The 22749-nt window shown below is 56.0% G+C and carries 23 protein-coding genes; 8 read left to right on the top strand and 15 right to left on the bottom strand.

The genetic code is table 11. The features are described from left to right. Nucleotides 1–120: 120 nt before the first annotated feature. From hpaA to OGV80_RS07260, 9 genes are all read right to left on the bottom strand, one after another. The gene (gene hpaA, locus OGV80_RS07300; protein WP_286514311.1) at nt 121–1011 is read right to left on the bottom strand and encodes a 4-hydroxyphenylacetate catabolism regulatory protein HpaA; all 891 of its coding nucleotides are present in this window, start codon (nt 1009–1011) and stop codon (nt 121–123) included. Nucleotides 1012–1020: 9 nt separating this feature from the next. Then, entirely contained in the window at nt 1021–2397 is a 1377-nt protein-coding gene (hpaX, locus tag OGV80_RS07295; RefSeq protein WP_286514308.1) for a 4-hydroxyphenylacetate permease, read from the bottom strand. Nucleotides 2398–2468: 71 nt separating this feature from the next. Next, nucleotides 2469–3260 (bottom strand): 4-hydroxy-2-oxoheptanedioate aldolase, encoded by a 792-nt coding sequence (hpaI, locus tag OGV80_RS07290; protein WP_286514526.1) that lies wholly within the window; start codon nt 3258–3260, stop codon nt 2469–2471. 10 nt (nt 3261–3270) lie between these two features. Next, nucleotides 3271–4074, bottom strand: a complete 804-nt coding sequence (gene hpaH, locus OGV80_RS07285; RefSeq protein WP_043018631.1) for a 2-oxo-hept-4-ene-1,7-dioate hydratase — start codon at nt 4072–4074, stop codon at nt 3271–3273. A gap of 107 nt (nt 4075–4181) precedes the next feature. After that, nucleotides 4182–4562 (bottom strand): 5-carboxymethyl-2-hydroxymuconate Delta-isomerase, encoded by a 381-nt coding sequence (locus OGV80_RS07280; protein ID WP_087050788.1) that lies wholly within the window; start codon nt 4560–4562, stop codon nt 4182–4184. 10 nt (nt 4563–4572) lie between these two features. Beyond that, entirely contained in the window at nt 4573–5430 is an 858-nt protein-coding gene (gene hpaD, locus OGV80_RS07275) for a 3,4-dihydroxyphenylacetate 2,3-dioxygenase (RefSeq protein ID WP_075145523.1), read from the bottom strand. Between the two features lies 1 nt (nt 5431). Beyond that, nucleotides 5432–6898 (bottom strand): 5-carboxymethyl-2-hydroxymuconate semialdehyde dehydrogenase, encoded by a 1467-nt coding sequence (gene hpaE / locus OGV80_RS07270; RefSeq protein WP_286514305.1) that lies wholly within the window; start codon nt 6896–6898, stop codon nt 5432–5434. Then, nucleotides 6895–7659, bottom strand: coding sequence for a fumarylacetoacetate hydrolase family protein (locus tag OGV80_RS07265; RefSeq protein ID WP_087051929.1), 765 nt, complete (start codon nt 7657–7659; stop codon nt 6895–6897). The genes hpaE and OGV80_RS07265 overlap by 4 nt, the downstream gene beginning before the upstream one ends. After that, nucleotides 7656–8288 (bottom strand): fumarylacetoacetate hydrolase family protein, encoded by a 633-nt coding sequence (locus OGV80_RS07260; RefSeq protein WP_043018626.1) that lies wholly within the window; start codon nt 8286–8288, stop codon nt 7656–7658. The genes OGV80_RS07265 and OGV80_RS07260 overlap by 4 nt, the downstream gene beginning before the upstream one ends. Before the next feature lie 283 nt (nt 8289–8571). Between OGV80_RS07260 and hpaR the strand changes: the two genes are divergently transcribed. From hpaR to OGV80_RS07230, 6 genes are all read left to right on the top strand, one after another. After that, complete coding sequence (gene hpaR, locus OGV80_RS07255; protein WP_043018625.1) at nt 8572–9012, top strand: homoprotocatechuate degradation operon regulator HpaR; 441 nt, start codon at nt 8572–8574, stop codon at nt 9010–9012. A gap of 442 nt (nt 9013–9454) precedes the next feature. Then, a complete protein-coding gene (locus tag OGV80_RS07250; protein WP_043018624.1) occupies nt 9455–10522 on the top strand; it encodes an HlyD family secretion protein in 1068 nt (355 codons plus the stop codon). Beyond that, complete coding sequence (gene rbbA / locus OGV80_RS07245; protein WP_286514301.1) at nt 10519–13266, top strand: ribosome-associated ATPase/putative transporter RbbA; 2748 nt, start codon at nt 10519–10521, stop codon at nt 13264–13266. Before OGV80_RS07250 ends, rbbA begins: the two co-directional genes overlap by 4 nt. Continuing rightward, nucleotides 13266–14390 carry an ABC transporter permease gene (locus tag OGV80_RS07240; RefSeq protein WP_075145524.1) on the top strand — a complete coding sequence of 375 codons (1125 nt, stop codon included), beginning with the start codon at nt 13266–13268 and terminating at the stop codon, nt 14388–14390. The genes rbbA and OGV80_RS07240 overlap by 1 nt, the downstream gene beginning before the upstream one ends. 77 nt (nt 14391–14467) lie before the next feature. Next, nucleotides 14468–14743 (top strand): type II toxin-antitoxin system HicA family toxin, encoded by a 276-nt coding sequence (locus OGV80_RS07235; protein WP_003837806.1) that lies wholly within the window; start codon nt 14468–14470, stop codon nt 14741–14743. After that, on the top strand, nt 14740–15099 hold the full coding sequence (locus OGV80_RS07230) for a type II toxin-antitoxin system HicB family antitoxin (RefSeq protein WP_087051931.1): 360 nt from the start codon (nt 14740–14742) through the stop codon (nt 15097–15099). Before OGV80_RS07235 ends, OGV80_RS07230 begins: the two co-directional genes overlap by 4 nt. A gap of 113 nt (nt 15100–15212) precedes the next feature. Here the strand turns inward: OGV80_RS07230 and nikR are convergent, their stop codons facing one another. The 3 genes from nikR to OGV80_RS07215 all read right to left on the bottom strand — a co-directional run bounded on the left by nikR (nt 15213) and on the right by OGV80_RS07215 (nt 17354). Further along, nucleotides 15213–15614 (bottom strand): nickel-responsive transcriptional regulator NikR, encoded by a 402-nt coding sequence (gene nikR / locus OGV80_RS07225; RefSeq protein WP_043018621.1) that lies wholly within the window; start codon nt 15612–15614, stop codon nt 15213–15215. A gap of 49 nt (nt 15615–15663) precedes the next feature. Beyond that, the gene (acpT, locus tag OGV80_RS07220; RefSeq protein WP_200001063.1) at nt 15664–16242 is read right to left on the bottom strand and encodes a 4'-phosphopantetheinyl transferase AcpT; all 579 of its coding nucleotides are present in this window, start codon (nt 16240–16242) and stop codon (nt 15664–15666) included. 62 nt (nt 16243–16304) lie between these two features. Beyond that, the gene (locus tag OGV80_RS07215) at nt 16305–17354 is read right to left on the bottom strand and encodes an AI-2E family transporter (protein ID WP_043018840.1); all 1050 of its coding nucleotides are present in this window, start codon (nt 17352–17354) and stop codon (nt 16305–16307) included. 133 nt (nt 17355–17487) lie between these two features. Here OGV80_RS07215 and OGV80_RS07210 point away from each other — a divergent pair, with 133 nt between their 5' ends. After that, nucleotides 17488–18705, top strand: a complete 1218-nt coding sequence (locus OGV80_RS07210; RefSeq protein ID WP_047408076.1) for an MFS transporter — start codon at nt 17488–17490, stop codon at nt 18703–18705. Between the two features lie 3 nt (nt 18706–18708). Here OGV80_RS07210 and OGV80_RS07205 read toward each other — a convergent pair whose 3' ends face one another. After that, a complete protein-coding gene (locus OGV80_RS07205; protein ID WP_016154847.1) occupies nt 18709–19266 on the bottom strand; it encodes a DcrB family lipoprotein in 558 nt (185 codons plus the stop codon). Nucleotides 19267–19338: 72 nt separating this feature from the next. Next, a complete protein-coding gene (locus tag OGV80_RS07200) occupies nt 19339–20004 on the bottom strand; it encodes a 7-cyano-7-deazaguanine/7-aminomethyl-7-deazaguanine transporter (RefSeq protein ID WP_019078120.1) in 666 nt (221 codons plus the stop codon). 167 nt (nt 20005–20171) lie between these two features. Between OGV80_RS07200 and tusA the strand changes: the two genes are divergently transcribed. Next, the gene (gene tusA / locus OGV80_RS07195) at nt 20172–20417 is read left to right on the top strand and encodes a sulfurtransferase TusA (RefSeq protein ID WP_003827551.1); all 246 of its coding nucleotides are present in this window, start codon (nt 20172–20174) and stop codon (nt 20415–20417) included. Between the two features lie 94 nt (nt 20418–20511). On the opposite strand, the gene zntA is transcribed toward tusA, so the two are convergent. Then, nucleotides 20512–22710, bottom strand: coding sequence for a Zn(II)/Cd(II)/Pb(II) translocating P-type ATPase ZntA (gene zntA, locus OGV80_RS07190; RefSeq protein ID WP_043018618.1), 2199 nt, complete (start codon nt 22708–22710; stop codon nt 20512–20514). Nucleotides 22711–22749 lie beyond the last annotated feature (39 nt).

Genomic DNA, 22749 nt, shown 5'->3' with positions numbered 1-22749 from the left:
TTCAATTGAAGCGGTTAAGAAGGTTTTCGTGAAGAGACTTTTAGGTCATCTGTGGGTACTTTTCAGGTGAGATAACGTTCTGTGATCCAGACGTCATTTAGAATGAAAGGGTAAGCAGAGTCACGACACGGGCACTTTCTTCAGTCTGAACGCGCTCGGTGAGCAGCCGACTAAGCGGTTAAAGAAGCGAGCGAAATAGGCTGGGTCCTTAAAACCCAATTGCCAGGCTATTTCGTTGATCGCGCTGTCGGAAAACAGCAATAGCCGCTTGGCTTCGCGCAACTGCCTGTCGAAAATTAGCCTTTTTGGTGGGCGGTTAGCGAAGCGGCGACAGATATCGGTCAGTCTGGATTCGGTCAGATGCAGCTCGTAGGCGTAGTCCGGCACCGTCCAGTGCTGGTGATAGTGGTTATCGATTAGCTGGTTAAAACGTTGAAACAGCCTTATCTCGCCGCGTATCCCGCTGGCGGCATGATCGTCAAGCTTCGCATTCCGTAGTAGTAGGGTGAACACCGCCTGCGCCAATAGCATCAGTGTGTGTTCACGTCCCGGTAATTGCGAGGTCGACTCACGTTGAATCAGCCGCCAGTAGTGCGTTAGTGCCTCCAGTTCTTCGGGCTTATCGGCCAGCGACAGGCAGATACCCGGCAGGCCGAAGGCTTCCCGTGTGCCGGGATAAAGTACCTCCAGCAGCGGCCAGACCAAATCCTCCCGCACCGTCAGTACGTGCCCATCACTATCAGACTCAGTGATAAAGGCGTGCGGCACCGACGGCGGTGTCAGAACGAACAGCGGTGCCTGTACTGAATAACGACTCTCGTCAAGCTGCAGCTCAATCTGCCCGGTATCAAGAAAGTGCATCTGAAAATATTGGTCGTGACGGTGCGCCTGCATATCGCGGCCAAAGAACTCAGCCATGCGGGCAAACGACTGATAATGCACATCTTCCGTTCCCAGACTCTCATCGTACTCTTTGTTGATATCGATATTGGCGATAGAGCTCTGACACATAGCGGCTCCTTACGGCGTCGCGCGAGGACGCGATCCTTTCATCGGAATAGCCCAGATAATCACCGCGCCAATGACCAACAGGGTGGCAACAAACCACAGACCACTGCTAAAGCTGCCAGTAATATCTTTCAGCCAGCCGATCATTAATGGGCTTACTGCTGATCCGATATTGCCGGTGGCGTTGATCACCGCAATACCGATCGCTCTGGCGCGTAGGCTGATCGACTGATCCGGGGTGGTCCAAAAGATGGCCATGGCGCTAAAGGAGCCGGTGGAGGCCATCACGATCCCCAGTAGTTGGATTAGGTTGTGATCGGTGGCTGAAGCCAGCAGCCAGCCTGCAGCGGCAAACAGAAAAGGTAGAGCGGTATGATGCTTACGCTCTCGATGTTTATCAGAGTGACGGCTCCAGTAGATCATTCCGAGAATGGTACAAATCTGCGGGATTGCCGCCAGCAGGCCGATAGTGATGTTGCTGCTGCTTTCGTTAAAGCTTTTAAGGATCTGCGGCGTCCAGATACTGATCGCACTGAGTGTATTCGTCAGGCAGAAGTAGGCCAGGGTGTACATCAGCACAATCGGCGTAAATACTTCCCGCCACAGGCTGCGTTGTTGCATGGCGTGATGGCTGATCGCGCCTTCCGGCTGTACCAGCGTGAGGCGATCGTTATCCATCATCTCCTGCAGGCACTTTTTGTCTTCTGCCGTCAGCCATTTGGCCTTCGACGGTGAATCATCGAGCCAGAACCAGACCATAACGCCGAGCAGCACCGACGGGAAGCCCTCCAGCAAGAACAACCATTGCCAGCCGCGCAGGTTAAGCATGCCGTCCATAGACAGAATATATCCAGAAACGATCGACCCCAGCGCGGTAGTCACAGGCATAGCAATCATAAACAGCGCGTTGGCGCGGGCGCGGAAAAAGGCCGGGAACCAGAAGGTCAAATACAACAGGATGCCGGGCAGGAAACCGGCCTCGGTAATCCCCACCAGCATCCGCAGGATGTAGAGGCTGTTCGGCCCGGTGGCGAACATGGTGGCGGTAGAGGCGATGCCCCATAGCACCATGATGGTGGCAATCCAGCGGCGAGCGCCGACGATGCTGAGCATCACGTTGCTGGGTATGCCAAAAATCACGTAGGTAACGTAAAACAGGGTGGTGGCAAGGCCGAACATGGTGGCGTTCAGTCCCAGATCCTGCCCCATGGTCAGTCCGGCAAAGCCGATATTGATCCTGTCTAAAAACGAAAAGATAAAGAGTACGAACAAAAATACGATCAGGCGACGGAACAGTTTGTTGATAACTGACTGCTGCTGCGCCGTCAGCTGTTTATGCTGGTTAGCCGGATCGAACTTTTCCGGGATGGCAGATGATGTATCGCTCATTGTCATTTTCCTCTAATGGGAATTTTGTAGGGTACGGCTATTTTGCCCGGTAGCGCTGCGCTTACCGGGCATTAGTAGACGCCTGGCGAACCCGGCGCGTTTATTTCCCCCCCAAACCGCGCCGCCAGCGCTTCTGCGCCACGGGCCAGCAGAGTGGTATCAACGCCGACGGCAACGAACAGTGCGCCTAGCGCCAGATAACGTTTCGCCAACTGTTCGTTAGCCATCAGGATCCCCGGCGCTTTACCGGCTGCACGAATTTGCGCGATGGCCTGTTCGATGGCAGCCTGCACCTCCGGGTGCTGCGGATTGCCGCCAAATCCCATATCAGCACTGAAATCGGCCGGGCCGATGAACACGCCGTCCACGCCCTCAACGTCGAGGATCTGTGGCAGATTTTTTAGCGCTTCGCGGGTTTCAATTTGCACCAGCACGCACATTGCGTCGTTGGCCTGATGGATATATTCGGGGATGCGGTTCCAGCGTGAGGCGCGGGCGAGCGCGCTACCTACGCCGCGAATACCTGCGGGCGGGTAGCGGGTGGCCTTCACTGCCAGTCGCGCTTCGTCAGCGTTTTGTACCATCGGCACCAGCAGAGTCTGCGCACCCACATCCAGCAATTGTTTAATTTGCACCGGGTCGTTCCATGATGGTCGCACCACAGGTTGGCTGGGGTAAGGGGCGATCGCCTGCAGTTGGGTCAGTATCGTTTGCACGCTGTTCGGCGCATGCTCTCCGTCAATTAACAGCCAGTCGAACCCGGCCCCGGCCAGTAGCTCTGCGCTGTAGCTGCTGGTGAGTCCAAGCCATAGGCCAATCTGTGGGCGACCGGCTTTTAAGGCATCTTTAAAGGCGTTATTCATCATGTTTCTCCTAAACAAACCGGCAGCTAATCGCGCCCATGTTGCCGTAGTCAACGTGGAAAGTGTCGCCCTTGCGCGCCGGAACCGGACGGGTAAAGGAGCCACCGAGAATAATCTGCCCGGCTTCCAGTTGGACGTCATACGGCGCAAGCTTGTTCGCCAGCCAGGCCACGCCGTTGGCTGGGTGATTGAGTACCCCTGCAGCCACGCCAGTCTCTTCGATCACGCCGTTGCGATAGAGCAGGGCGGAGATCCAGCGCAGATCCAGTTCGTCGGGTTTGATGGGGCGACCGCCGAGGATCACCCCGGCGTTGGCGGCGTTATCGGAGATGGTGTCGAAGACCTTGCGCGGGCGCTGGGTCTCCGGGTCGATGTTGTGGCAGCGGGCATCGATAAGCTCCAGCGCCGGAATCACATAGTCGGTAGCGTTGTAGACGTCGAACAGGGTGCAGTTCGGGCCGCGCAGCGGTTTGGCCAGCACGAAGGCCAGCTCCACTTCGATGCGCGGGACGATAAAGCGGTCGGTAGGAATATCGCCGCCATCGTGGAAAAACATATCGTCCAGCAGCGCGCCGTAGTCCGGTTCGCTAATCTGCGAGCTGGCCTGCATCGCTTTGGAGGTCAGACCGATTTTGTGGCCTTTAAGCACGCGGCCCTCGGCGATTTTCATTTTTACCCATTCGCGCTGAACGGCGTAGGCGTCTTCGATGGTGATCGTCGGGTGATCCAGCGAAATAGCGCGGATCTGTTCGCGCTGTTTTTCCGCCTGGTTTAGACGCTGGGCGATCAGGGTATGGGTATGTTTATCGAGCATAGTGGTTCCTGTGGCATTGCATTGCCGGATGGCGCTTCGCTTATCCGGCCTACAATTCATGGCCGGTGTAGGCCCGGTAAGCACAGCGCCACCGGGCAATTTGCACATTATTTAAATAACGTGTGCACGTTGTTCTGTTTGTAATTCAGCGTCGGGTGCAACTCCTGGATTTCGAACGACAGTGCCAGATAGCGGCTCTCCATCAGCGTGGCGAAATGGGCCTTAATCAGCGCAAACAACATCTCACCCACGTCCTGACGGCTCTCCAGGCTACGCCCGGAGCCGATTTTCAGCGTCATATGCACGAAGGCATAATCATGCTGGCCGTCGGCCATCTGCCAGGTATCCAGCCAGATGGCGCGACTGCGAATGCCGCCGATGGGAAAGATGCCGGTCGCCGCCAGCGCTTCGTTCACTTTGCCGAACAGACCCGGTAAATCGGCCTGTTCGCGGATGTTGTCGGTACACTCGGCAATAAAGTGCGGCATTCTGAACTCCTTAAACCTGCTCAGGCAGCGGGAAGACGGCGTTGACCTGGCCGGTGCCGGAACTGGCGAAAAGCTCGGTGATGAATTCAACGTTGCCGTCATATTTATCCCAGCCCAGCATGCCGAGCAGCATCACCGTGTCGTGCATGTTGCCCTCGCCGTAGCAGTAGTTGGCGTACTCCGGCAGCATGGTGCAGAACTCTTTGAACTTACCTTCACGCCACAGCTTCACGACCCGCTCGTCCATCTGATGGTCGAACTCGCGGGTGTAGCTGTTCATGCCTTCTTCCGCACGCTGATCGTCGATAAAGCGGTGCGACAGTGAGCCGCTGGCCAGGACCGCCACGGTGCCGTCGTATTTCTCGATAGCTTTAAGAATTGCTTCACCCAGCTTGCGACTGTCCGCGAAGTCATGCACGGTACAGAATGCTGAGATGGAAACGACTTTGAAGTGGTTGTCTTCGTTCATATAACGCATCGGTACCAGAGTGCCGTATTCCAGCGTCAGGCTGGGAATATTGTGTGCCTGAGCACGCACACCCAGTTTGACGGCTTCATCGGCGATTGATTGGCCCAGCTCCGGGTTTCCCTCGTAGCGGTAGGCCATGTCGCGAATAAAGTGCGGCAGTTCGTGGCTGGTGTAGTTCCCCTCAAAATGGGGGCTACAGTTGATGTGGTAGGCGCTGTTGACCAGCCAGTGGGTGTCGAACACAATGATGGTATCGACGCCCATTTCGCGGCAGCGTTTGCTTATCTCTTTATGTCCATCGATGGCTGACTGACGACAGCCGTGGTTTTTCCCCGGCAGTTCAGAGAGATACATCGACGGAACGTGTGTAATTTTTGCAGCTAAAGCTAACTTTCCCATATCAGACTCCCCATTTTGGGATCGGATGGTCGCCCATCGAGATGCAGACGTTTTTCATTTCGGCGAACACTTCAAAGCTGTATTCGCCGCCTTCACGGCCTGTACCAGAAGCCTTCACTCCGCCAAACGGCTGACGCAGATCGCGGACGTTCTGCGTATTGACGAACACCATTCCGGCTTCGATGCCGCGTGCCAGGCGCAGCACTTTGCTGATGTCCTGGGTCCAGATATAAGAGGCGAGGCCGTACTCCACATCGTTGGCCAGGCGCAGACCTTCCGCCTCGTCTTTAAACGGCAGCAGACAGGCTACCGGGCCAAATATCTCTTCCTGCGCGACACGCATGCGGTTGTCGACATCCGCCAGCACCGTTGGGCGCAGGAAGTTGCCGCTCTTCAGATGTGCAGGCAGGTCGGCGGGTTTATCCGGGCCGCCCGCCAGCAGGGTCGCCCCTTCTTCAATGCCGAGGCGGATATAACCGGTGACTTTCTCCCAGTGCCGTTGGCTAATCAGCGCGCCTACCTGAGTGTTCAAGTCGGCTGGGTCGCCGACGCGCAGGCGGTTGGCGCGTTCAGCAAAGCGTTTGACGAATTCGGGGTAGATGCTCTGCTGGATAAAAATGCGCGAGCCAGCGGTGCAGCGTTCGCCGTTGATCGAGAAGATGGTAAACAGCGCGGCATCAAGAGCACGTTCAATATCGGCATCTTCAAAAATTAGCACCGGTGATTTACCGCCAAGTTCCATGGAGTATTTTTTCAGCCCGGCATTTTTCATGATATTGCGCCCGGTGGCGGTACCGCCGGTAAACGACACCGCGCGTACGTCGTGGTGGCGTACCAGCGCATCGCCTGCCGTTGCGCCGTAGCCCTGAACCACGTTCAATACGCCTGCCGGAATGCCTGCTTCTAACGCCAGTTCACCCAGACGATCGGCAGTCAGTGGCGAAAGCTCGGACATCTTCAGCACAGCGGTATTGCCCAGCGCCAGGCACGGCGCGACTTTCCAGGTGGCGGTCATAAACGGCACATTCCACGGCGACACCAGTGCACAAACGCCGACCGGCTGTACGAGGGTGTAGTTGAGCATCTTGTCGTCGACCGGATAGGTCTTGCCATTCATCTGCTGGCACACTTCGGCGAAAAATTCGAAGTTATGCGACGCGCGAGGGATCAGCACGTTTTTGGTCTGGTGGATCGGCAGGCCGGTGTCGGCGGTCTCCATGGCGGCAATTTCAGGGACGTTCTGGTCGATCAGGTCGCCCAGACGGCGCATCAGGCGTGCACGCTCTTTCATCGGCAGATTGGCCCATTTAGGGAACGCTTCCTTCGCTGCCGCCACCGCCTGATTCACTTCGTCGGCACCGCCGGAGGCCACTTCCGCCAGCACTTCACCGGTTGCCGGGTTGGTGGTGTGAAAATACTCCGTAGCCGCGACGTTTTTGCCGTTGATCCAATGGTTAATCTTTTTCATGACAGCTTCTCCTCATATGCCTGCTGACTGATGATGCGGTTGACCAGACGGCCGACGCCTTCCACTTCGACGATCACTTCATCGCCCGGCACCACGTCTGACAGCCCTTTTGGCGTACCAGTGGCGATCATGTCGCCCGGTTGCAGGGTCATAAACTCGCTCAGATAAGCGATCAGGAACGGGATGCTGAAGATTAGATCGGCGGTGGTGCCCTGCTGGCGCAGTTCGCCGTTGACCCAGGTGCGCAGGGCCAGGGTGTGCGGGTCAGGAATATCCGCTTTGTTGACGATGCAGGGGCCTATTGGCGTCAGAGTGTCGCGGCTTTTTACCCGCAGATTGGGGCGATAGTAGTTTTCCAGATAGTCGCGGACGGCGTAGTCGTTGCAGACGGTGTATCCGGCTACGTACTCCATGGCGTCGGCTTCGGCGACCTTACGCGCGGTTTTGCCGATCACCACCACCAGTTCGGCTTCGTAGTGCATGTACTCAACGTTATCCGGGCGTACCGATTCCTGCTGGTGGCCGATAAAGGTGTTTGGCGCTTTGATAAACACCAGCGGTTCGGTGGGCGGCTTGAACTCCAGCTCGCTGGCGTGATCGGCGTAGTTCAGACCCAGCGCGAACAGCGTGCCGTCGGCGGGCGGCAGCCAACGAAATTCGCCTTCTTTTAGCAGTCTGCCGTCAGCCAGGCGAACCTGCTCGCGTTCATCGATCTGGACGTTGTGTTGTTGTCCCTGCCACTCAATACGTGCTTGTTTCATGCCAGTTCTCCTTCGGTAACCACCGGGTTTTCCAGCGGCAGGAGGCCTGCGGCAAGAATACGTACGCGATCGCCTGGTCGCAGGGTTACGCGGTTGTGCGGGGTGCCGATCAGAATGGCGTCGCCAGGGTTGAGGGTCGCGAATTCACTCAGGGCGCTTAGCAACTCGGCGGCGGAGCGCTGGAGATCAACAGTGTTCCAACTGTCAGCTTCCCGACCGTTGATTTCGGTGATAATGGTCAGGTTATCGACGTCGCTGAGCGTAGAAAGTGCGCCAATCGGGCAGAAGCCATCGCGGCATTTGGCTTTGATTGCCGGGCGATAGAAGCTCTCTTCCGGCAGGCTTACGTCGTTAGCCAGCGCATATCCGGCAATGTAAGCAACCGCTTTTTCTGCAGTTACTTTACGGGCGGTTTTACCGACGATCAGGGCCACAGTCCCTCCGCTTAGCACGGTTTCACCCTGCGGGAAGGGGATGCTATCTCCGTTGCCGATAACGGTATTACGCGGTTTGATAAACCACACCGCGGTCTTTGGCGGCGTTTTGTAGGGGGCCTGTTGGAACGCTTCGCGCCAGGCATCGAGCTGGCTGCGGTGGTTAAGCGCCACGGCGAAAATGGTACCTTTCATTCACCACTCCTCTGATTCTGATTTCGGATACGATCATTTCATTAACATATTAATGATCATTTTTTATGCTTTGCAGAAAGGTTTGGCAAACAGAAGTGAATGATTTGTGATCTGATTAACAATAAATTTACAGGTTTTGTTTTTATTTCTTATAAATCAATATATAAGATTATCTTCTTATCTCGACCTGTACTTTTCAGAGACAGAAACCGGTTGCGTTCTGGTGTGATTAACGCTAATTATTAACTTATTAACAAATGAAGGTGTGATTCAGAGGTCAGTCATGCATGATTCATTAACTATCGCGCTACTACAGGCGCGGGAAGCGGCGATGGCCCACTTTCGCCCGATCGTTAAACGCCACAATCTTACCGAACAGCAATGGCGTATCGTGCGTATCCTTGCCGAAAACCCGTCGATGGATTTTCACGATCTGGCTTTTCGCGCCTGTATTTTACGCCCGAGTCTGACGGGCATCCTGACCCGCATGGAACGCGATGGCCTGGTTCTGCGCCTCAAGCCAGTTAACGATCAGCGCAAGCTGTACGTTTCTCTAACCCCGGCCGGTTCAAAACTTTATGAAAGTGCGCAGGTCCAGGTGGAAGAGGCCTATCGCCTGATAGAAGCCGATTTTACCGTCGAAAAAATGCAGCAACTTACCATGCTGCTGGAAGAGTTTATTTCCCTGGGCAATGGAGCGCGGGCAGAGGAAGAGGGATCTTAAGGCGTTCCAGAGCCAGAAGTAACGTTCTGGACGCCATACAAAAAATGGTACTTTCAGTGCGTTACCTTAGTCATCCAGCTAACCTTCTAAGAAGAACGTTTGTCCGGCAAATGGATTGCCGGGCACGATTTTTTGCCTGCAACATCCGTGCTACAACCGAATAGACATATTGAATCCAGGTGTTAGTATTCAATAGACAGCAGTTATGAGTATGCGTGTTTCATTTCCGGCCAGGAACGCTGATGATGACAACATTACTACCCGATCTCACAGCACTTTCGTCATTCACTTCCTGCGCGGCGCAGGTTGCCTTAGCGCCTGTCCGCTCTCTGGCCATTGTTTCTCATTCCTTCTCATCCCGGATGGAATCTCCCGCTGAATAGCTATTTAGTGGGCTTTGTGACACGCATCGTTTGAAAACAGGGATTACGGCGGGTCGAATATGGATAAGTTGAAGCGTCATTTGATGTGGTGGGGCGCGGGCCTCCTGGTCGTGGTGGCCGCGATAGCGTGGTGGATGCTCCGCCCTGCCGGAATACCGGAAGGGTTCGCAGCCAGCAACGGCAGAATTGAGGCCACGGAAGTGGATATTGCCACCAAGATTGCCGGACGAATTGACACGATCCTCGTGTCAGAAGGGCAATTCGTTCGTCAGGGCGAAGTGCTGGCGAAAATGGATACCCGTGTGCTGCAGGAGCAGCGGCTGGAAGCGGTCGCCCAAATCAAGGAAGCTGAAAGCGCGGTGGCGGCGGCGCGGGCGCTGTTAGAACAGCGGCAAAGTGAAATGCGCGCCGCGCAGTCGGTGGTCAAACAGCGCGAGGCGGAACTGCAGTCGGTCTCTAAACGCCACGTGCGTTCTCGTTCTCTATCCCAGCGTGGGGCTGTATCTGAGCAACAACTGGATGACGATCGGGCTGCGGCAGAAAGCGCACGCGCTGCGCTGGAATCCGCAAAGGCGCAGGTCTCTGCGGCAAAAGCCGCCATTGAAGCCGCTCGCACCAGCATTATTCAGGCGCAAACCCGCGTAGAAGCCGCGCAAGCCACCGAACGTCGTATTGCGGCTGATATTGATGACAGTGAGCTGAAAGCCCCGCGCGATGGTCGCGTGCAGTACCGCGTAGCCGAACCGGGCGAGGTACTTTCTGCGGGTGGGCGCGTGCTGAATATGGTCGATCTCAGCGATGTCTACATGACGTTCTTCTTGCCTACCGAGCAGGCTGGCTTACTGAAGATTGGCGGTGAAGCGCGTCTGGTGCTGGATGCCGCACCGGATTTGCGTATTCCGGCAACCATCAGCTTTGTGGCAAGCGTGGCGCAGTTCACGCCGAAAACGGTCGAAACCAGCGATGAACGGCTGAAGCTGATGTTTCGCGTCAAAGCGCGTATCCCGCCAGAGTTGTTACAGCAGCATCTTGAGTACGTGAAAACCGGTCTGCCGGGTATGGCGTGGGTGCGTGTTGATGAAAATCGCGCCTGGCCTGACGACCTGGTCGTGAGGTTGCCGCAATGACGCATCTGGCGCTGGTTCCCGTTCCTCCCGTGGCGCACCTTGACGGCGTGAGTCAGCATTACGGGAAAACGGTAGCGCTGAACAATATCACGCTGGATATCCCCGCCCGCTGCATGGTGGGGCTGATTGGTCCGGATGGCGTCGGAAAATCGAGCCTGCTGTCTCTCATATCCGGGGCACGGGTTATTGAACACGGCAACGTGAGGGTACTGGGCGGCGATATGCGCGACCCGAAGCATCGCCGGGATGTCTGCCCGCGAATTGCCTGGATGCCGCAGGGGCTGGGGAAAAACCTGTACCACACGCTGTCAGTGTATGAGAACGTCGATTTCTTTGCCCGGCTGTTTGGTCATGACAAAGCGGAGCGCGAAGCACGGATTACCGAGCTGCTGAACAGCACCGGACTGGCGCCGTTTCGCGATCGTCCTGCCGGGAAACTCTCGGGCGGCATGAAGCAAAAGCTGGGGCTGTGCTGCGCGTTAATCCACGACCCGGAACTGTTGATTCTTGATGAACCCACCACCGGGGTCGACCCGCTGTCCCGCGCCCAGTTCTGGGATCTGATTAACAGCATCCGCCAGCGACAGACCAACATGAGCGTGCTGGTTGCCACCGCCTACATGGAAGAAGCCGAGCGCTTTGACTGGCTGGTGGCGATGAACGCCGGGGAGGTGTTAGCCACCGGGAGCGCGCAGCAGCTCCGTGAACAAACCGCCAGCGACACGCTGGAGCAGGCATTTATCGCGCTGTTACCCGAAGCCCAGCGCCAGGCGCATAAACCGGTGGTGATCCCGCCGTATCACGCTGAGCAGGAAGAGATTGCCATCGAGGCGAAAGACCTGACCATGCGCTTCGGTAAATTTGTGGCGGTGGACCACGTTAACTTCCGTATTCCGCGCGGGGAAATCTTCGGTTTTCTCGGCTCTAACGGATGCGGTAAATCCACTACCATGAAAATGCTCACCGGGCTGCTGCCCGCAAGCGAGGGCGAGGCGTGGCTGTTTGGGCAAGCGGTTGACCCGAAAAATATCGATACCCGCCGCCGGGTAGGCTATATGTCACAGGCGTTTTCGCTCTACAGCGAGCTGACCGTCCGGCAAAACCTCGAACTACACGCGCGGCTGTTCCATATCCCCGAAGCAGAAATTCCGGGGCGGATACAGGAGATGAGCGAGCGCTTTTCGCTGACCGATGTCGAAGACGCGTTGCCCGGCGCGCTGCCGTTGGGGATCAGTCAACGCCTGTCGCTGGCGGTGGCGGTTATCCATCGCCCGGAGATGTTGATTCTCGATGAACCGACCTCCGGGGTCGATCCGGTGGCGAGGGACATGTTCTGGCAACTGATGGTTGATCTGTCGCGCCAGGACAAAGTGACCATTTTTATCTCCACCCACTTTATGAACGAAGCGGAGCGCTGTGACAGGATGTCGCTGATGCACGCCGGAAAAGTACTGGCCAGCGGCACGCCGCAGGAACTGGTGAAACAGCGCGGCGCCGCCAGTCTGGAAGAGGCGTTTATCTCCTGGTTACAGGAAGCGGCTGGTCCGGCGCCGGAAGCTCAGTTAGCGCCAGGCAATGTTCCGGCAGTGCATGAAAACAATAACCCGCCGCGGCAGGGTTTTAGCCTGCGGCGCTTGTTCAGCTACAGCCGCCGCGAAGCGCTGGAGCTGCGGCGTGACCCGGTTCGTTCAACGCTGGCGCTGATGGGCACGGTGATCCTGATGCTTATCATGGGCTATGGCATTAGCATGGATGTGGAAAACCTGCGGTTTTCGGTGCTCGATCGTGACCAGACCGTCAGCAGCCAGGCGTGGACGCTGAATCTGGCGGGCTCGCGCTATTTTATCGAGCAGCCGCCGCTCGCCAGTTATGACGAGCTGGACAAACGGATGCGTTCGGGCGAAGTCGCGGTAGCAATTGAAATCCCGCCAAATTTTGGCCGCGATATTGCGCGCGGAACACCGGTGAAGATTGGCGTCTGGATCGATGGCGCAATGCCGAGCCGTGCTGAAACGGTCAGGGGCTATGTGCAGGCGATGCACCAGACCTGGCTGCAGGATGTGATGGCGCGTCAACCCAATGCCAGTAGGCAAAACGGATTGATGACCATTGAAACTCGCTATCGTTACAACCCGGATGTGAAAAGTCTGCCGGCGATTGTTCCGGCGGTGATCCCACTGCTATTGATGATGATCCCTTCCATGCTCAGCGCCCTCAGCGTAGTACGTGAGAAAGAGCTGGGGTCGATTATCAACCTGTACGTTACGCCCACGACCCGCAGCGAGTTTTTACTCGGCAAACAGTTGCCTTACATCGTGCTGGGCATGCTGAACTTCTTGCTGCTGTGCGCGCTGTCGGTGTTTGTGTTCGGGGTCCCGCATAAGGGGAGCTTTGTGACCCTGGCGCTGGCCGCGCTGCTGTACGTCACCATTGCCACCGGGCTGGGCTTATTAATCTCTACGTTTATGAAAAGCCAGATCGCCGCCATTTTTGGTACGGCGATTATAACGCTGATCCCGGCGACGCAGTTTTCCGGGATGATCGATCCGGTCGCCTCGCTGGAAGGGCCGGGACGGTGGATTGGTGAAATTTACCCGACCAGCCATTTTCTGACTATCGCGCGTGGGACGTTCTCTAAAGCGTTGGATCTGACCGATCTCTGGCCGCTGTTTATTCCGCTGGCGGTGGCCATTCCGGTGGTGATTGGTCTGAGCGTATTACTGCTGAAAAAACAGGAGGGGTGATGCGCCGATTACGCAATATTTATAACCTCGGCATCAAAGAGTTACGCAGTTTGCTGGGTGACAAAGCGATGCTGACGCTGATCGTCTTCGCTTTCACGATTTCGGTTTACTCTTCCGCGACCGTCCTCCCGGGTTCGCTGCATCTGGCGCCGATTGCCATTGCCGATATGGACCAGTCGCAGTTGTCGAATCGGATTGTGAACAGCTTTTATCGCCCGTGGTTTTTACCGCCGGAGATGATTACTGCCGATGAGATGGATGCCGGGCTGGATGCCGGACGCTACACCTTCGCCGTGAACATTCCGCCTGATTTTCAGCGTGATGTTCTGGCCGGACGACAACCGGATATACAGGTGAACGTCGATGCCACTCGGATGAGCCAGGCCTTTACCGGCAACAGCTATATCCAGAATATCATCAGCGGCGAGGTGAACAGCTTTGTGGCACGTTACCGTGATAACAGCGAGCCGCCGGTGGCGCTGGAAATGCGCATGCGCTTTAACCCTAATCTGGAACCTGCTCGATTTGGCGCGGTAATGGCGATTATCAACAACATCACCATGCTGGCGATCGTGCTTACCGGGTCGGCGCTGATTCGCGAGCGCGAGCACGGAACCATTGAGCATCTGCTGGTGATGCCGGTGACGCCGTTTGAGATCATGATGGCAAAAATCTGGTCGATGGGGCTGGTGGTGCTGGTGGTTTCCGGTCTGTCGCTGATGCTGATGGTAAAAGGCGTGCTCGGGGTACCGATTGAAGGCTCAATACCGCTGTTTATGCTGGGCGTGGCGCTGAGCCTGTTCGCCACCACCTCGATCGGCATTTTTATGGGCACGCTGGCACGTTCTATGCCGCAACTGGGGCTGCTGATGATTCTGGTGCTGCTGCCGTTACAGATGCTCTCCGGCGGCTCCACTCCGCGTGAAAGTATGCCGCAGGCGGTGCAGGACATTATGTTGTCGATGCCGACTACCCATTTCGTCAGTCTCGCGCAGGCGATACTTTATCGCGGAGCTGGGTTTAGCATCGTCTGGCCGCAGTTTCTGACGCTGCTGGCGATCGGCAGCGCGTTTTTCCTGATAGCGCTACTACGCTTTCGAAAGACGATTGGTACGATGGCGTAATTGGTTGGCTTCATATCTTGACTGCATTGTGTGCTGTTATAATATGACTTCAAAGGATGAAGTCATAAGGACATGCGATGAAGGAAAAAGTGTTGTCTTTACGCAAAAAGCAAAAGAACACGCTGGATCAGCTTTTTAAAGCACCGACGCCGCAGGGAATCAAGTGGTCGGAAATTGAGTCACTGATCAAGGCGTTAGGTGGCGAAATCAAAGAAGGACGAGGCTCACGGTGTAAATTTCTTTTAAATAAGAGCATTGCGAGTTTTCATAGACCACATCCTTCTCCGGATACAGATAAAGGCGCGGTCGAAAACGTACGTGACTGGTTAACAAGTATAGGGGTAAAACCATGATCAAACCCAAAACGCCAAACTCAATGGAAATCGCCGGTCAACCTGCGGTGATTAATTATGTCCCTGAGCTTAATGCGTTTCGCGGTAAGTTCCTGGGATTGTCAGGCTATTGTGATTTTGTCTCTGACAGCATTCAGGGGCTGCAAAAAGAGGGAGAGATCTCCTTACGAGATTATCTTGATGATTGCTCTGCCGCAGGGATAGAACCTTACGCAAACCCGGAAAAGCTGAAGACATTTACTCTGCGCTATCCAGAGTCTTTCGGAGAACGTTTAAGTTTTGCGGCAGCGGAAGAACAGGTATCAGTCAATACATGGATCATCGAAACGCTCAGCAAAAGTCTCAAACAGGCATAGTTGCTAGCTGGTTTGCTCATCATTGCCGGGGGCGCTTCGCTTGCCCGACCTACAGACGGTAACGGACGTAGGCCGGATAAGGCGCAGCCGCCATCCGGCAACGAAACAGGCAATTACTCTTCTTTCGGCAGGCACTGCAAATGACCGTGGCGCACGCCGCGCTGGGAAATCACGTCATCGGCAAAATGTTGCACCTCGCCCATGTCGCCTTTCAGCACGGCGATTTCCAGGCAGTCGTCATGGTTGATGTGCACGTGCAGCGTGGCGACCGATAAATCGTGGTGGTGGTGTTGAGTAGAAACAATGCGGCTCGCCAGGTCACGTTTCTCATGCTCATAAACATACGAGAGCACCGCGAAGCCCTGAGTGCCATGCTCCTGAGTGGTTTCCTGCGCCAGTGCGCCGCGCAGAATATCGCGGATCGCTTCGGAACGGTTGTTGTAGCCACGGCGCTGGCTCAGGCCGTCGAGCGTTTCCAGTAAATCATCATCGAGGGTAATGGTGATACGTTGCATCCGATTTCAACCTTACGATATGGCGCGGTGGCGCACGGGAATGAGGGCGTTACAGACGCTGCACGGCGTCTGCGGTCAGGGTAAACGGCGTGGGGGTACAGACCGCCAGACTCAGGGCGTCGAGCTGGCACTGGCTGACAGAGAGTGAGGAGGTTAGTGCGGTGCTATCGACGCTGACAATTTGCCAGGCGCTGCCGCCACGCTGTTTCACAATAGCTTCTTTACGCGTCCAGATGCGCCAGAACGCCGCCAACTGTTGCTCCGGGCATTCGGCCTCAACTTCGGCATGTTCTCCGAGACTGAACACCGTGTTTGCCAGCGTCTGCCAGTTATCGCGTGGGCGCACGACTTCAATATCGCAGCCGACTTCCCCTTCGTCGCTGAGCAACAGGGCGATATCATCGCCGCTGTGGCTGAGATTGAACCACAGCAGCGTGTCGGCGGAAAAGGCCGGTTTTCCTTGCTCACCGTAGACAATGTCCGGTAATGGCGAAAGCGCATGGGAAAGCAGCACGCGACCTGCCAGCCAGCGCGCACGGTGAGCACCTTGCGGGGCCTGATTACTCAGTGCGACAGGCAACGCGCCAGTGCTTAAAACAGAAACTTTCCCAAGAACAATCCGGTACATATCACGGCTAACCTTTAGTAATAATGGGGTTGTGTACCATTCTTCACATGCCGTTTGCAAGTTTATCCCGGTAATCGGCTTTTGGGCCTGCCGGGCCCCAGCAAAATTGCCAGCTTACTGCCGCCTGTGGTCGTTTCCATCCAGATTTTACACACGCTGGTTAACGGCACGGAGAGCAACATACCAACCGGACCAAGCAGCCATCCCCACACTAACAAAGAGAGAAAGACGATAAGCGTCGATAATCCCAGCCGGTGCCCCATCATGCGGGGTTCGAGGATATTGCCAATCACCATATGCACCACCAGAAACAGCGCGCCGACCAGCACGCATTCGTAAACGCCGTTGAACAGCAGCGCCTGGATCATGGGCGGGACGGCGGAAATGACCGAGCCAATATTGGGCACGTAGTTTAGCAGGAATGCCAGCACGCCCCACATCAGAGCAAACTGAATACCCATCAGCGCCAGCCCCAGCCAGACAATAGCGCCGGTCCATAGGCTGAGCAACGTTTTCAGCGCCAGATAGTGAGATACACCCTTTAACGCCCGATGCAGTCCTGCAATATGGATTTGTGGGTTGTTCAGCGCAAAGCGCAGTTTATAGGGGACATGACGCACTTCAAACAGCATAAAGACCACCGTCATCACCAACAGGACGACGCTGGCCATGGCGCCGGATAGACTTGTCATCAGCGTGGTTGTGAAGGTCATCAGCTTGTCGGAGTCCATGCGTTGCAGCATGCGTTCTGGGGACATATGCAGATTCAGAAAAGGCACCATCTCTTGCAAATACAGAACTTTGCGCGTCAGCTCCTTATTGTATTTTGGCAGCAGGTCCATGAATTCAGTGATTGACGACGCCAGAACGCCGACCAACGCCGTAAGAACGATCAGCATCACCACCACCACTAACGTAATGGCTACCGGGCGACGTACCCCCCGGCGAATAAACCAGGTGACCAGTGGATTCAATACGATGGCAAAAAAGAGAGCCAGTAGCAGTTGCACAATGATATCCGCCGCGGCATGGATACCTGCGAGGATCACCACCAGAGCGGCCAGTTTGAGCAAAATGTGCAAACCCGTTTTATCGGGCTGAGCGGTTGTCATGTTTTCTTCCTGTTTGCGTTTTTGCATTAAGTGTAGCGGTTGGCTTGCGTCTGTTATTCCTAAACTGGCTGCTGATTTATAGTCTGCAACATGGTAGAAATGAAACACTGTTGTGAAAATGTGGTGACCCTCCATGCCCGAACCCGTCGCTGAACCGACGCTTAGCGGTTTACGCCTGAATCTGCGTATTGTTTCTGTGGTGATGTTTAATTTCGCCAGCTACCTGACCATCGGCCTGCCGCTCGCGGTATTGCCTGGCTACGTCCATGACGTGATGGGATTTAGCGCTTTCTGGGCAGGTCTGGTCATCAGCCTGCAATATTTCGCTACGCTGCTGAGCCGTCCTCATGCAGGTCGCTATGCCGACCTGCTGGGACCAAAGAAGATTGTGGTATTCGGGCTGTGCGGCTGCTTTTTAAGTGGGCTGGGCTATTTACTGGCGGGCTCAACGAACGGCTGGCCGCTGGCCAGTCTGCTGCTGCTATGCCTGGGGCGCGTGATTCTTGGCATCGGGCAAAGCTTTGCCGGAACCGGCTCTACGCTGTGGGGCGTGGGGGTTGTTGGCTCAATGCACATCGGACGGGTGATTTCGTGGAACGGCATCGTGACTTATGGCGCGATGGCGATAGGCGCTCCGCTGGGCGTTCTGTTTTATGCCTGGGGAGGCTTACGGGGGCTGGCGCTGACCGTGATGGGCGTGGCGTTGCTGGCGATACTGCTGGCGCTCCCTCGTCCGGCGGTGAAAGCCAGTAAAGGCAAACCATTGCCGTTTCGCGCGGTACTTGGGCGCGTCTGGTTGTACGGTATGGCGCTGGCCCTGGCCTCCGCTGGATTTGGGGTAATCGCTACCTTCATTACCCTGTTTTATGATGCCAAAGGCTGGGATGGCGCCGCATTCGCGCTGACGCTTTTTAGCTGCACGTTTGTGGGCACGCGTTTGTTGTTCCCAAACGGCATCAACCGCTTAGGCGGACTGAATGTGGCAATGATCTGCTTTAGCGTCGAGATTGTTGGGCTGCTGCTGGTCGGGATGGCTTCCATGCCGTGGATGGCGAAAATCGGTGTTCTGTTGGCCGGCGCTGGGTTCTCGCTGGTCTTCCCGGCGCTGGGCGTGGTGGCGGTAAAAGCCGTTCCGCAGCAAAATCAGGGCGCTGCGCTGGCGACCTACACGGTGTTTATGGATTTATCACTGGGGGTTACCGGGCCGCTGGCCGGGCTGGTCATGACGTGGGCGGGCGTGCCGGTTATCTATCTGGCGGCAGCCGGGCTGGTAGCGGTGGCGTTGTTGCTGACCTGGCGGTTAAAAAAACGGCCTCAGGTGGTGTCACCGGAGGCCGCGTCATCGTCTTAACCGTTACTGGATAACCAGCGTGTTAATGATATTTTCTGCGGTCGTCTGCGCTTTTTGCTGATCGTCAGCAGGCAGCGTGATTTGCAGAGTTAGCAGTTGGTTGTCCACTTTACCCAGCACTACGGAAGAGTAAGCGGTCTGGCCTTTGGCCGAGATGATGCTGTCTAACTGCTGCAGCGTGTGACCTTTCAGCTCAATAGATTTATTGGTGACGACCTGCAGTTGCGGGTCGCGGCTACGCTGCTGATCTTCCAGGCGTTTTGCCAGTACGGCAAGATCTTCGTTGGTATTGTCGCCAACAATCACAATCACCGCTTTCTGGCCGGTTGCGTCAGAATATACGTGCATATTGTTCGCCTGAGTGCCCAGCTTGCCGCTCTGATCGGTCATATCCGCAGGCAGGGAAAAACTGAGTTTGCCGTCCAGCAGGCTGACCGGTTGTCCGGTGGCGCTACTCTCCGCGGCAGCACCCTCTGCTGGCGCTTTTGTATCGCTATTATCACAGGCCGCAAGCCCCATAACCAGCAGGCCAATACCGACATATTTAACCAGATTGCGCATTGACTTCTTCCTTTCGATAAACGGCCATAACGGCTCATTCGTTCATCTTATCACAACTCGGAAAATGAACCTTTAACTCGTCTGCAATGCAGAGATTTCGGATTTATCTGCCAGCCTTTTCAGTAACATATTCAGCAGTACGCCATACATTGGCAGGAAGAAAATAATGCTGATCAGCACTTTGAAGCAGTAATCGACCAGCGCGATTTCCATCCAGTGCTCGGCCATAAAGGCGTCCGGGCTGCGCCAGAAGGCGATAAAGAAGAAGGCCAATGTATCGCTGATGTTGCCAAACAGCGTGGAAGCCGTCGGCGCCAGCCACCAGCGCCGGTTCTGACGCAGGCGGTTGAAGACATGCACATCCAGAATTTGTCCCAGCGCGTAAGCCATAAAGCTGGCGGCGGCGATACGGGCGACAAACAGATTAAAGTGCAGCAACGCGCCGAAGCCCTGCCACGATCCCATATAGAACAGGGATGAAACGACATAAGAGATCAGCAGCGCAGGGATCATTACCGCAAAGATGATACGACGTGCCAACGGCGCGCCAAAAATACGCACGGTCAGGTCGGTCGCGAGGAATATAAACGGAAAGCTAAAAGCGCCCCAAGTGGTATGGAAACCAAAAATGGAGATCGGGAGCTGCACCAGATAGTTGCTGGAGGTGATCACCAGCAGATGAAATAGCGATAGCCAAAACAACGCTTTTACGCGCTGAGATTGTGTAAACGGAGTCATATTGTGACCTTTTTGTTGGATGGGGTGAGGGAACCCAATAAAAACCGTCGCATGATACTGCTTTAAGAGCACATTGCAATGGTTGTTTTTCACGCAATCGTTAACCTGATTGGCTTACGCCACAACAGAGCGTAAAATAACGCCGTTTTTGAATGAACGAGACTACGATGAGCGATCTGTTTACCTCTCCCGACCATACTCTTGATGCCCAGGGGTTGCGCTGCCCGGAACCCGTAATGATGGTACGTAAAACCGTGCGCGGCATGCAGGCGGGTGAAACGCTGCTGATTGTCGCCGACGATCCGGCAACAACCCGTGACATTCCCGGCTTTTGTACCTTTATGGAACATGAGCTGGTGGCCAAAGAGACTGACTCTCTGCCGTACCGCTATCTGGTGCGCAAAGGCCAGTAATCTTGTTATGCCGGATGGCGCTAACGCTTATCCGGCCTACAAAGACGGTGTAACCTCCAGGACGGATAAGGCAACGCCGCACCCGGCGCACACATTATCCTTTACGCAATAACCGCAACGCGTTAGCGGTCACCAGTACCGTCGCCCCCGTATCGGCCAGCACCGCCAGCCACAGCCCGGTTATCCCGAGCAGCGTGGTAACGAGAAAAATCCCCTTCAGGCCCAGCGCAATCGCAATGTTCTGGCGAATATTGGCGTGGGTGGCGCGCGCCAGCTGAATCATTTGCACCAGACCACGCAGACGGTTGTGGGTCAGGGCGGCATCGGCGGTCTCCAGCGCGACGTCGGTCCCGCTTCCCATCGCAATACCCATTGTGGCCGCTTTCATTGCCGGAGCGTCGTTGATGCCGTCGCCGACCATCGCCAGCGGCGACTGTTGGTTAAGATGGGTAACGGCCTGTACCTTATCTTCCGGCAAAAGACCCGCTTTGAATTCGAGGCCCAGTTCACCGGCAATGGCGGCCGCCGCACGTGGGTTATCACCGGTCAGGATCACCCCTTTCACGCCAATCTGATTAAGCTCGCTGATGGCGCTGCGAGCGTCGTCTCGCAGCGTGTCCTGTAGGGCCAGCACGCCGAGAACGGTATCGTTACGCAGCACCAGCACTACCGTTTGGCCCGCGCTTTCCAGCTCGCTTATCTGTCCGGCAAAGGCATCGGCAGGCTGCTTACCGGCCGCGCAAATCAGCACGCGTTCGCCGTTGACCAGCGCTTCAATTCCAGAGCCAACCAGCGCCCGTTGCTCTTTTGCGACAGGAATAGTCAGCTCGCGCGTTTGTGCTTCCCGAACAATCGCTTGTGCCAGCGGGTGCGTCGCGCCCTGCTCTACAGCCGCTGCCAACGCCAGCAGTTCAGCCTCACCAATACCGCTTGCCGGATGAATCGCCGTGACGCGTGGTTTACCGACGGTCAGGGTGCCGGTTTTATCAAACGCCACCTGCGTGACTCTACCCAACTGTTCCAGCGCGGCCCCGCCTTTGATTAACGCGCCACGACGCGCCGCGGCGGCAAGACCAGAAGTAATGGCTGCGGGTGTTGAAATCACCAGAGCGCAAGGACAGCCAATCAGCAGCAGCGTCAGTCCTTTGTAAATCCACTCCTGCCAGGATGCGGCAAATAGCAGCGGCGGTACGAGGGTGACCAGCAGCGCAACCGCCATAATGGCCGGGGTGTAAATCCGGCTGAAACGGTCAATAAAGCGCTCAATGGGGGCACGGCGTTCTTCCGCTTCTTCAATCAGCTTCAGAATACGATCAATGGCGCTGGCACCCGGCTCGGAGAGTACTTCCAGCGTTACAAGACGGTCCACGCTGGTGGCGCCGGCCGGGACTTTCTCGCCGGTGGCGCGTTCAACGGGGATCGATTCGCCGGTCAGGGCGCTTTCATCAAAGCTGGCAAAACCAGAGACCAGTTTGCCGTCGGCAGGTAAACGTCCACCTGCGGCAACTTCAATAACATCGCCAGGCCGGAGAGTATTGATAGCCACCTCTTCGCGCTCGCCGTTACGCAAGCGTGTGGCGGTTTCCGGTTTGAGCGCCATCAGCGCGCTGACCCCTTTGCGGGCGCGGCTGGCGGCCCATCCTTCCAGGCGTTCGCCAATTAAAAACAGCAGCAGCACCATGGCGGCTTCCGCCGTAGCGCCGATAAACAGTGCGCCAATGGCGGCCACGCTCATCAACGTTTCAATGGCAAAGTAGCTGCCGGTTTTCATCAGGCGCAGAGCCTGAAGGGCAATGGGATACAGACCAACCAGCGTGGTGGCGATAAACGCTATCTGACCAAAGGGGTGATTGAACTGCTCCAGCCCCCAACTAATCGCCATCATGATAATCAGCGAAATCAGCGGCAGGTTCTCTTTAAAGCGTGACTCGGGAGCGGCGTCCGACGCGTGCTCATCGCGCAGGGTATAGCCTGCCTTCTGCACCGCGTTTTCAACTTGCTGACGGATATCGGAACCGGCATCGACTACCAGTTTTTCAGTGGCGAACAGAACCTGGACCTGGTTGACGCCGCTGACCTGGCGGACCGCATTCTCTACTTTTCGGGCGCAGGCCGCACAGTCCATGCCCGCCACTTTCCAGGAATAGCGGGTACCTTGTACGGTATCGGATACGGGCGGTGGGGTAGAGCAGCTTCCTTCGCAGCAGCAGTCATCCACCTTTTGTGGCGCAGGCACTGGCTTGAAAGAAGAGAATTGTGGGACCTTTTTGCCACGGGTATCGGGTGTCGACATGGCATCCTCCGGTTGATAATCATTTCGTATTAACCGGAG

Origin of the sequence: Citrobacter sp. Ce119 (genome assembly GCF_030334525.1) — a bacterium.
Classification (GTDB): domain Bacteria; phylum Pseudomonadota; class Gammaproteobacteria; order Enterobacterales; family Enterobacteriaceae; genus Citrobacter; species Citrobacter europaeus.
The sequence above is the reverse complement of the archived record's forward strand: the minus strand, read 5'-3'. Positions and strand labels throughout refer to the sequence as shown.

Coding starts and splice junctions, on each gene's coding strand:
- hpaA (WP_286514311.1), bottom strand. CDS start 1,011: ATGTGTCAGAGCTCTATCGCCAATATCGATATCAACAAAGAGTACGAT.
- hpaX (WP_286514308.1), bottom strand. CDS start 2,397: ATGAGCGATACATCATCTGCCATCCCGGAAAAGTTCGATCCGGCTAAC.
- hpaI (WP_286514526.1), bottom strand. CDS start 3,260: ATGAATAACGCCTTTAAAGATGCCTTAAAAGCCGGTCGCCCACAGATT.
- hpaH (WP_043018631.1), bottom strand. CDS start 4,074: ATGCTCGATAAACATACCCATACCCTGATCGCCCAGCGTCTAAACCAG.
- OGV80_RS07280 (WP_087050788.1), bottom strand. CDS start 4,562: ATGCCGCACTTTATTGCCGAGTGTACCGACAACATCCGCGAACAGGCC.
- hpaD (WP_075145523.1), bottom strand. CDS start 5,430: ATGGGAAAGTTAGCTTTAGCTGCAAAAATTACACACGTTCCGTCGATG.
- hpaE (WP_286514305.1), bottom strand. CDS start 6,898: ATGAAAAAGATTAACCATTGGATCAACGGCAAAAACGTCGCGGCTACG.
- OGV80_RS07265 (WP_087051929.1), bottom strand. CDS start 7,659: ATGAAACAAGCACGTATTGAGTGGCAGGGACAACAACACAACGTCCAG.
- OGV80_RS07260 (WP_043018626.1), bottom strand. CDS start 8,288: ATGAAAGGTACCATTTTCGCCGTGGCGCTTAACCACCGCAGCCAGCTC.
- hpaR (WP_043018625.1), top strand. CDS start 8,572: ATGCATGATTCATTAACTATCGCGCTACTACAGGCGCGGGAAGCGGCG.
- OGV80_RS07250 (WP_043018624.1), top strand. CDS start 9,455: ATGGATAAGTTGAAGCGTCATTTGATGTGGTGGGGCGCGGGCCTCCTG.
- rbbA (WP_286514301.1), top strand. CDS start 10,519: ATGACGCATCTGGCGCTGGTTCCCGTTCCTCCCGTGGCGCACCTTGAC.
- OGV80_RS07240 (WP_075145524.1), top strand. CDS start 13,266: ATGCGCCGATTACGCAATATTTATAACCTCGGCATCAAAGAGTTACGC.
- OGV80_RS07235 (WP_003837806.1), top strand. CDS start 14,468: ATGAAGGAAAAAGTGTTGTCTTTACGCAAAAAGCAAAAGAACACGCTG.
- OGV80_RS07230 (WP_087051931.1), top strand. CDS start 14,740: ATGATCAAACCCAAAACGCCAAACTCAATGGAAATCGCCGGTCAACCT.
- nikR (WP_043018621.1), bottom strand. CDS start 15,614: ATGCAACGTATCACCATTACCCTCGATGATGATTTACTGGAAACGCTC.
- acpT (WP_200001063.1), bottom strand. CDS start 16,242: ATGTACCGGATTGTTCTTGGGAAAGTTTCTGTTTTAAGCACTGGCGCG.
- OGV80_RS07215 (WP_043018840.1), bottom strand. CDS start 17,354: ATGACAACCGCTCAGCCCGATAAAACGGGTTTGCACATTTTGCTCAAA.
- OGV80_RS07210 (WP_047408076.1), top strand. CDS start 17,488: ATGCCCGAACCCGTCGCTGAACCGACGCTTAGCGGTTTACGCCTGAAT.
- OGV80_RS07205 (WP_016154847.1), bottom strand. CDS start 19,266: ATGCGCAATCTGGTTAAATATGTCGGTATTGGCCTGCTGGTTATGGGG.
- OGV80_RS07200 (WP_019078120.1), bottom strand. CDS start 20,004: ATGACTCCGTTTACACAATCTCAGCGCGTAAAAGCGTTGTTTTGGCTA.
- tusA (WP_003827551.1), top strand. CDS start 20,172: ATGAGCGATCTGTTTACCTCTCCCGACCATACTCTTGATGCCCAGGGG.
- zntA (WP_043018618.1), bottom strand. CDS start 22,710: ATGTCGACACCCGATACCCGTGGCAAAAAGGTCCCACAATTCTCTTCT.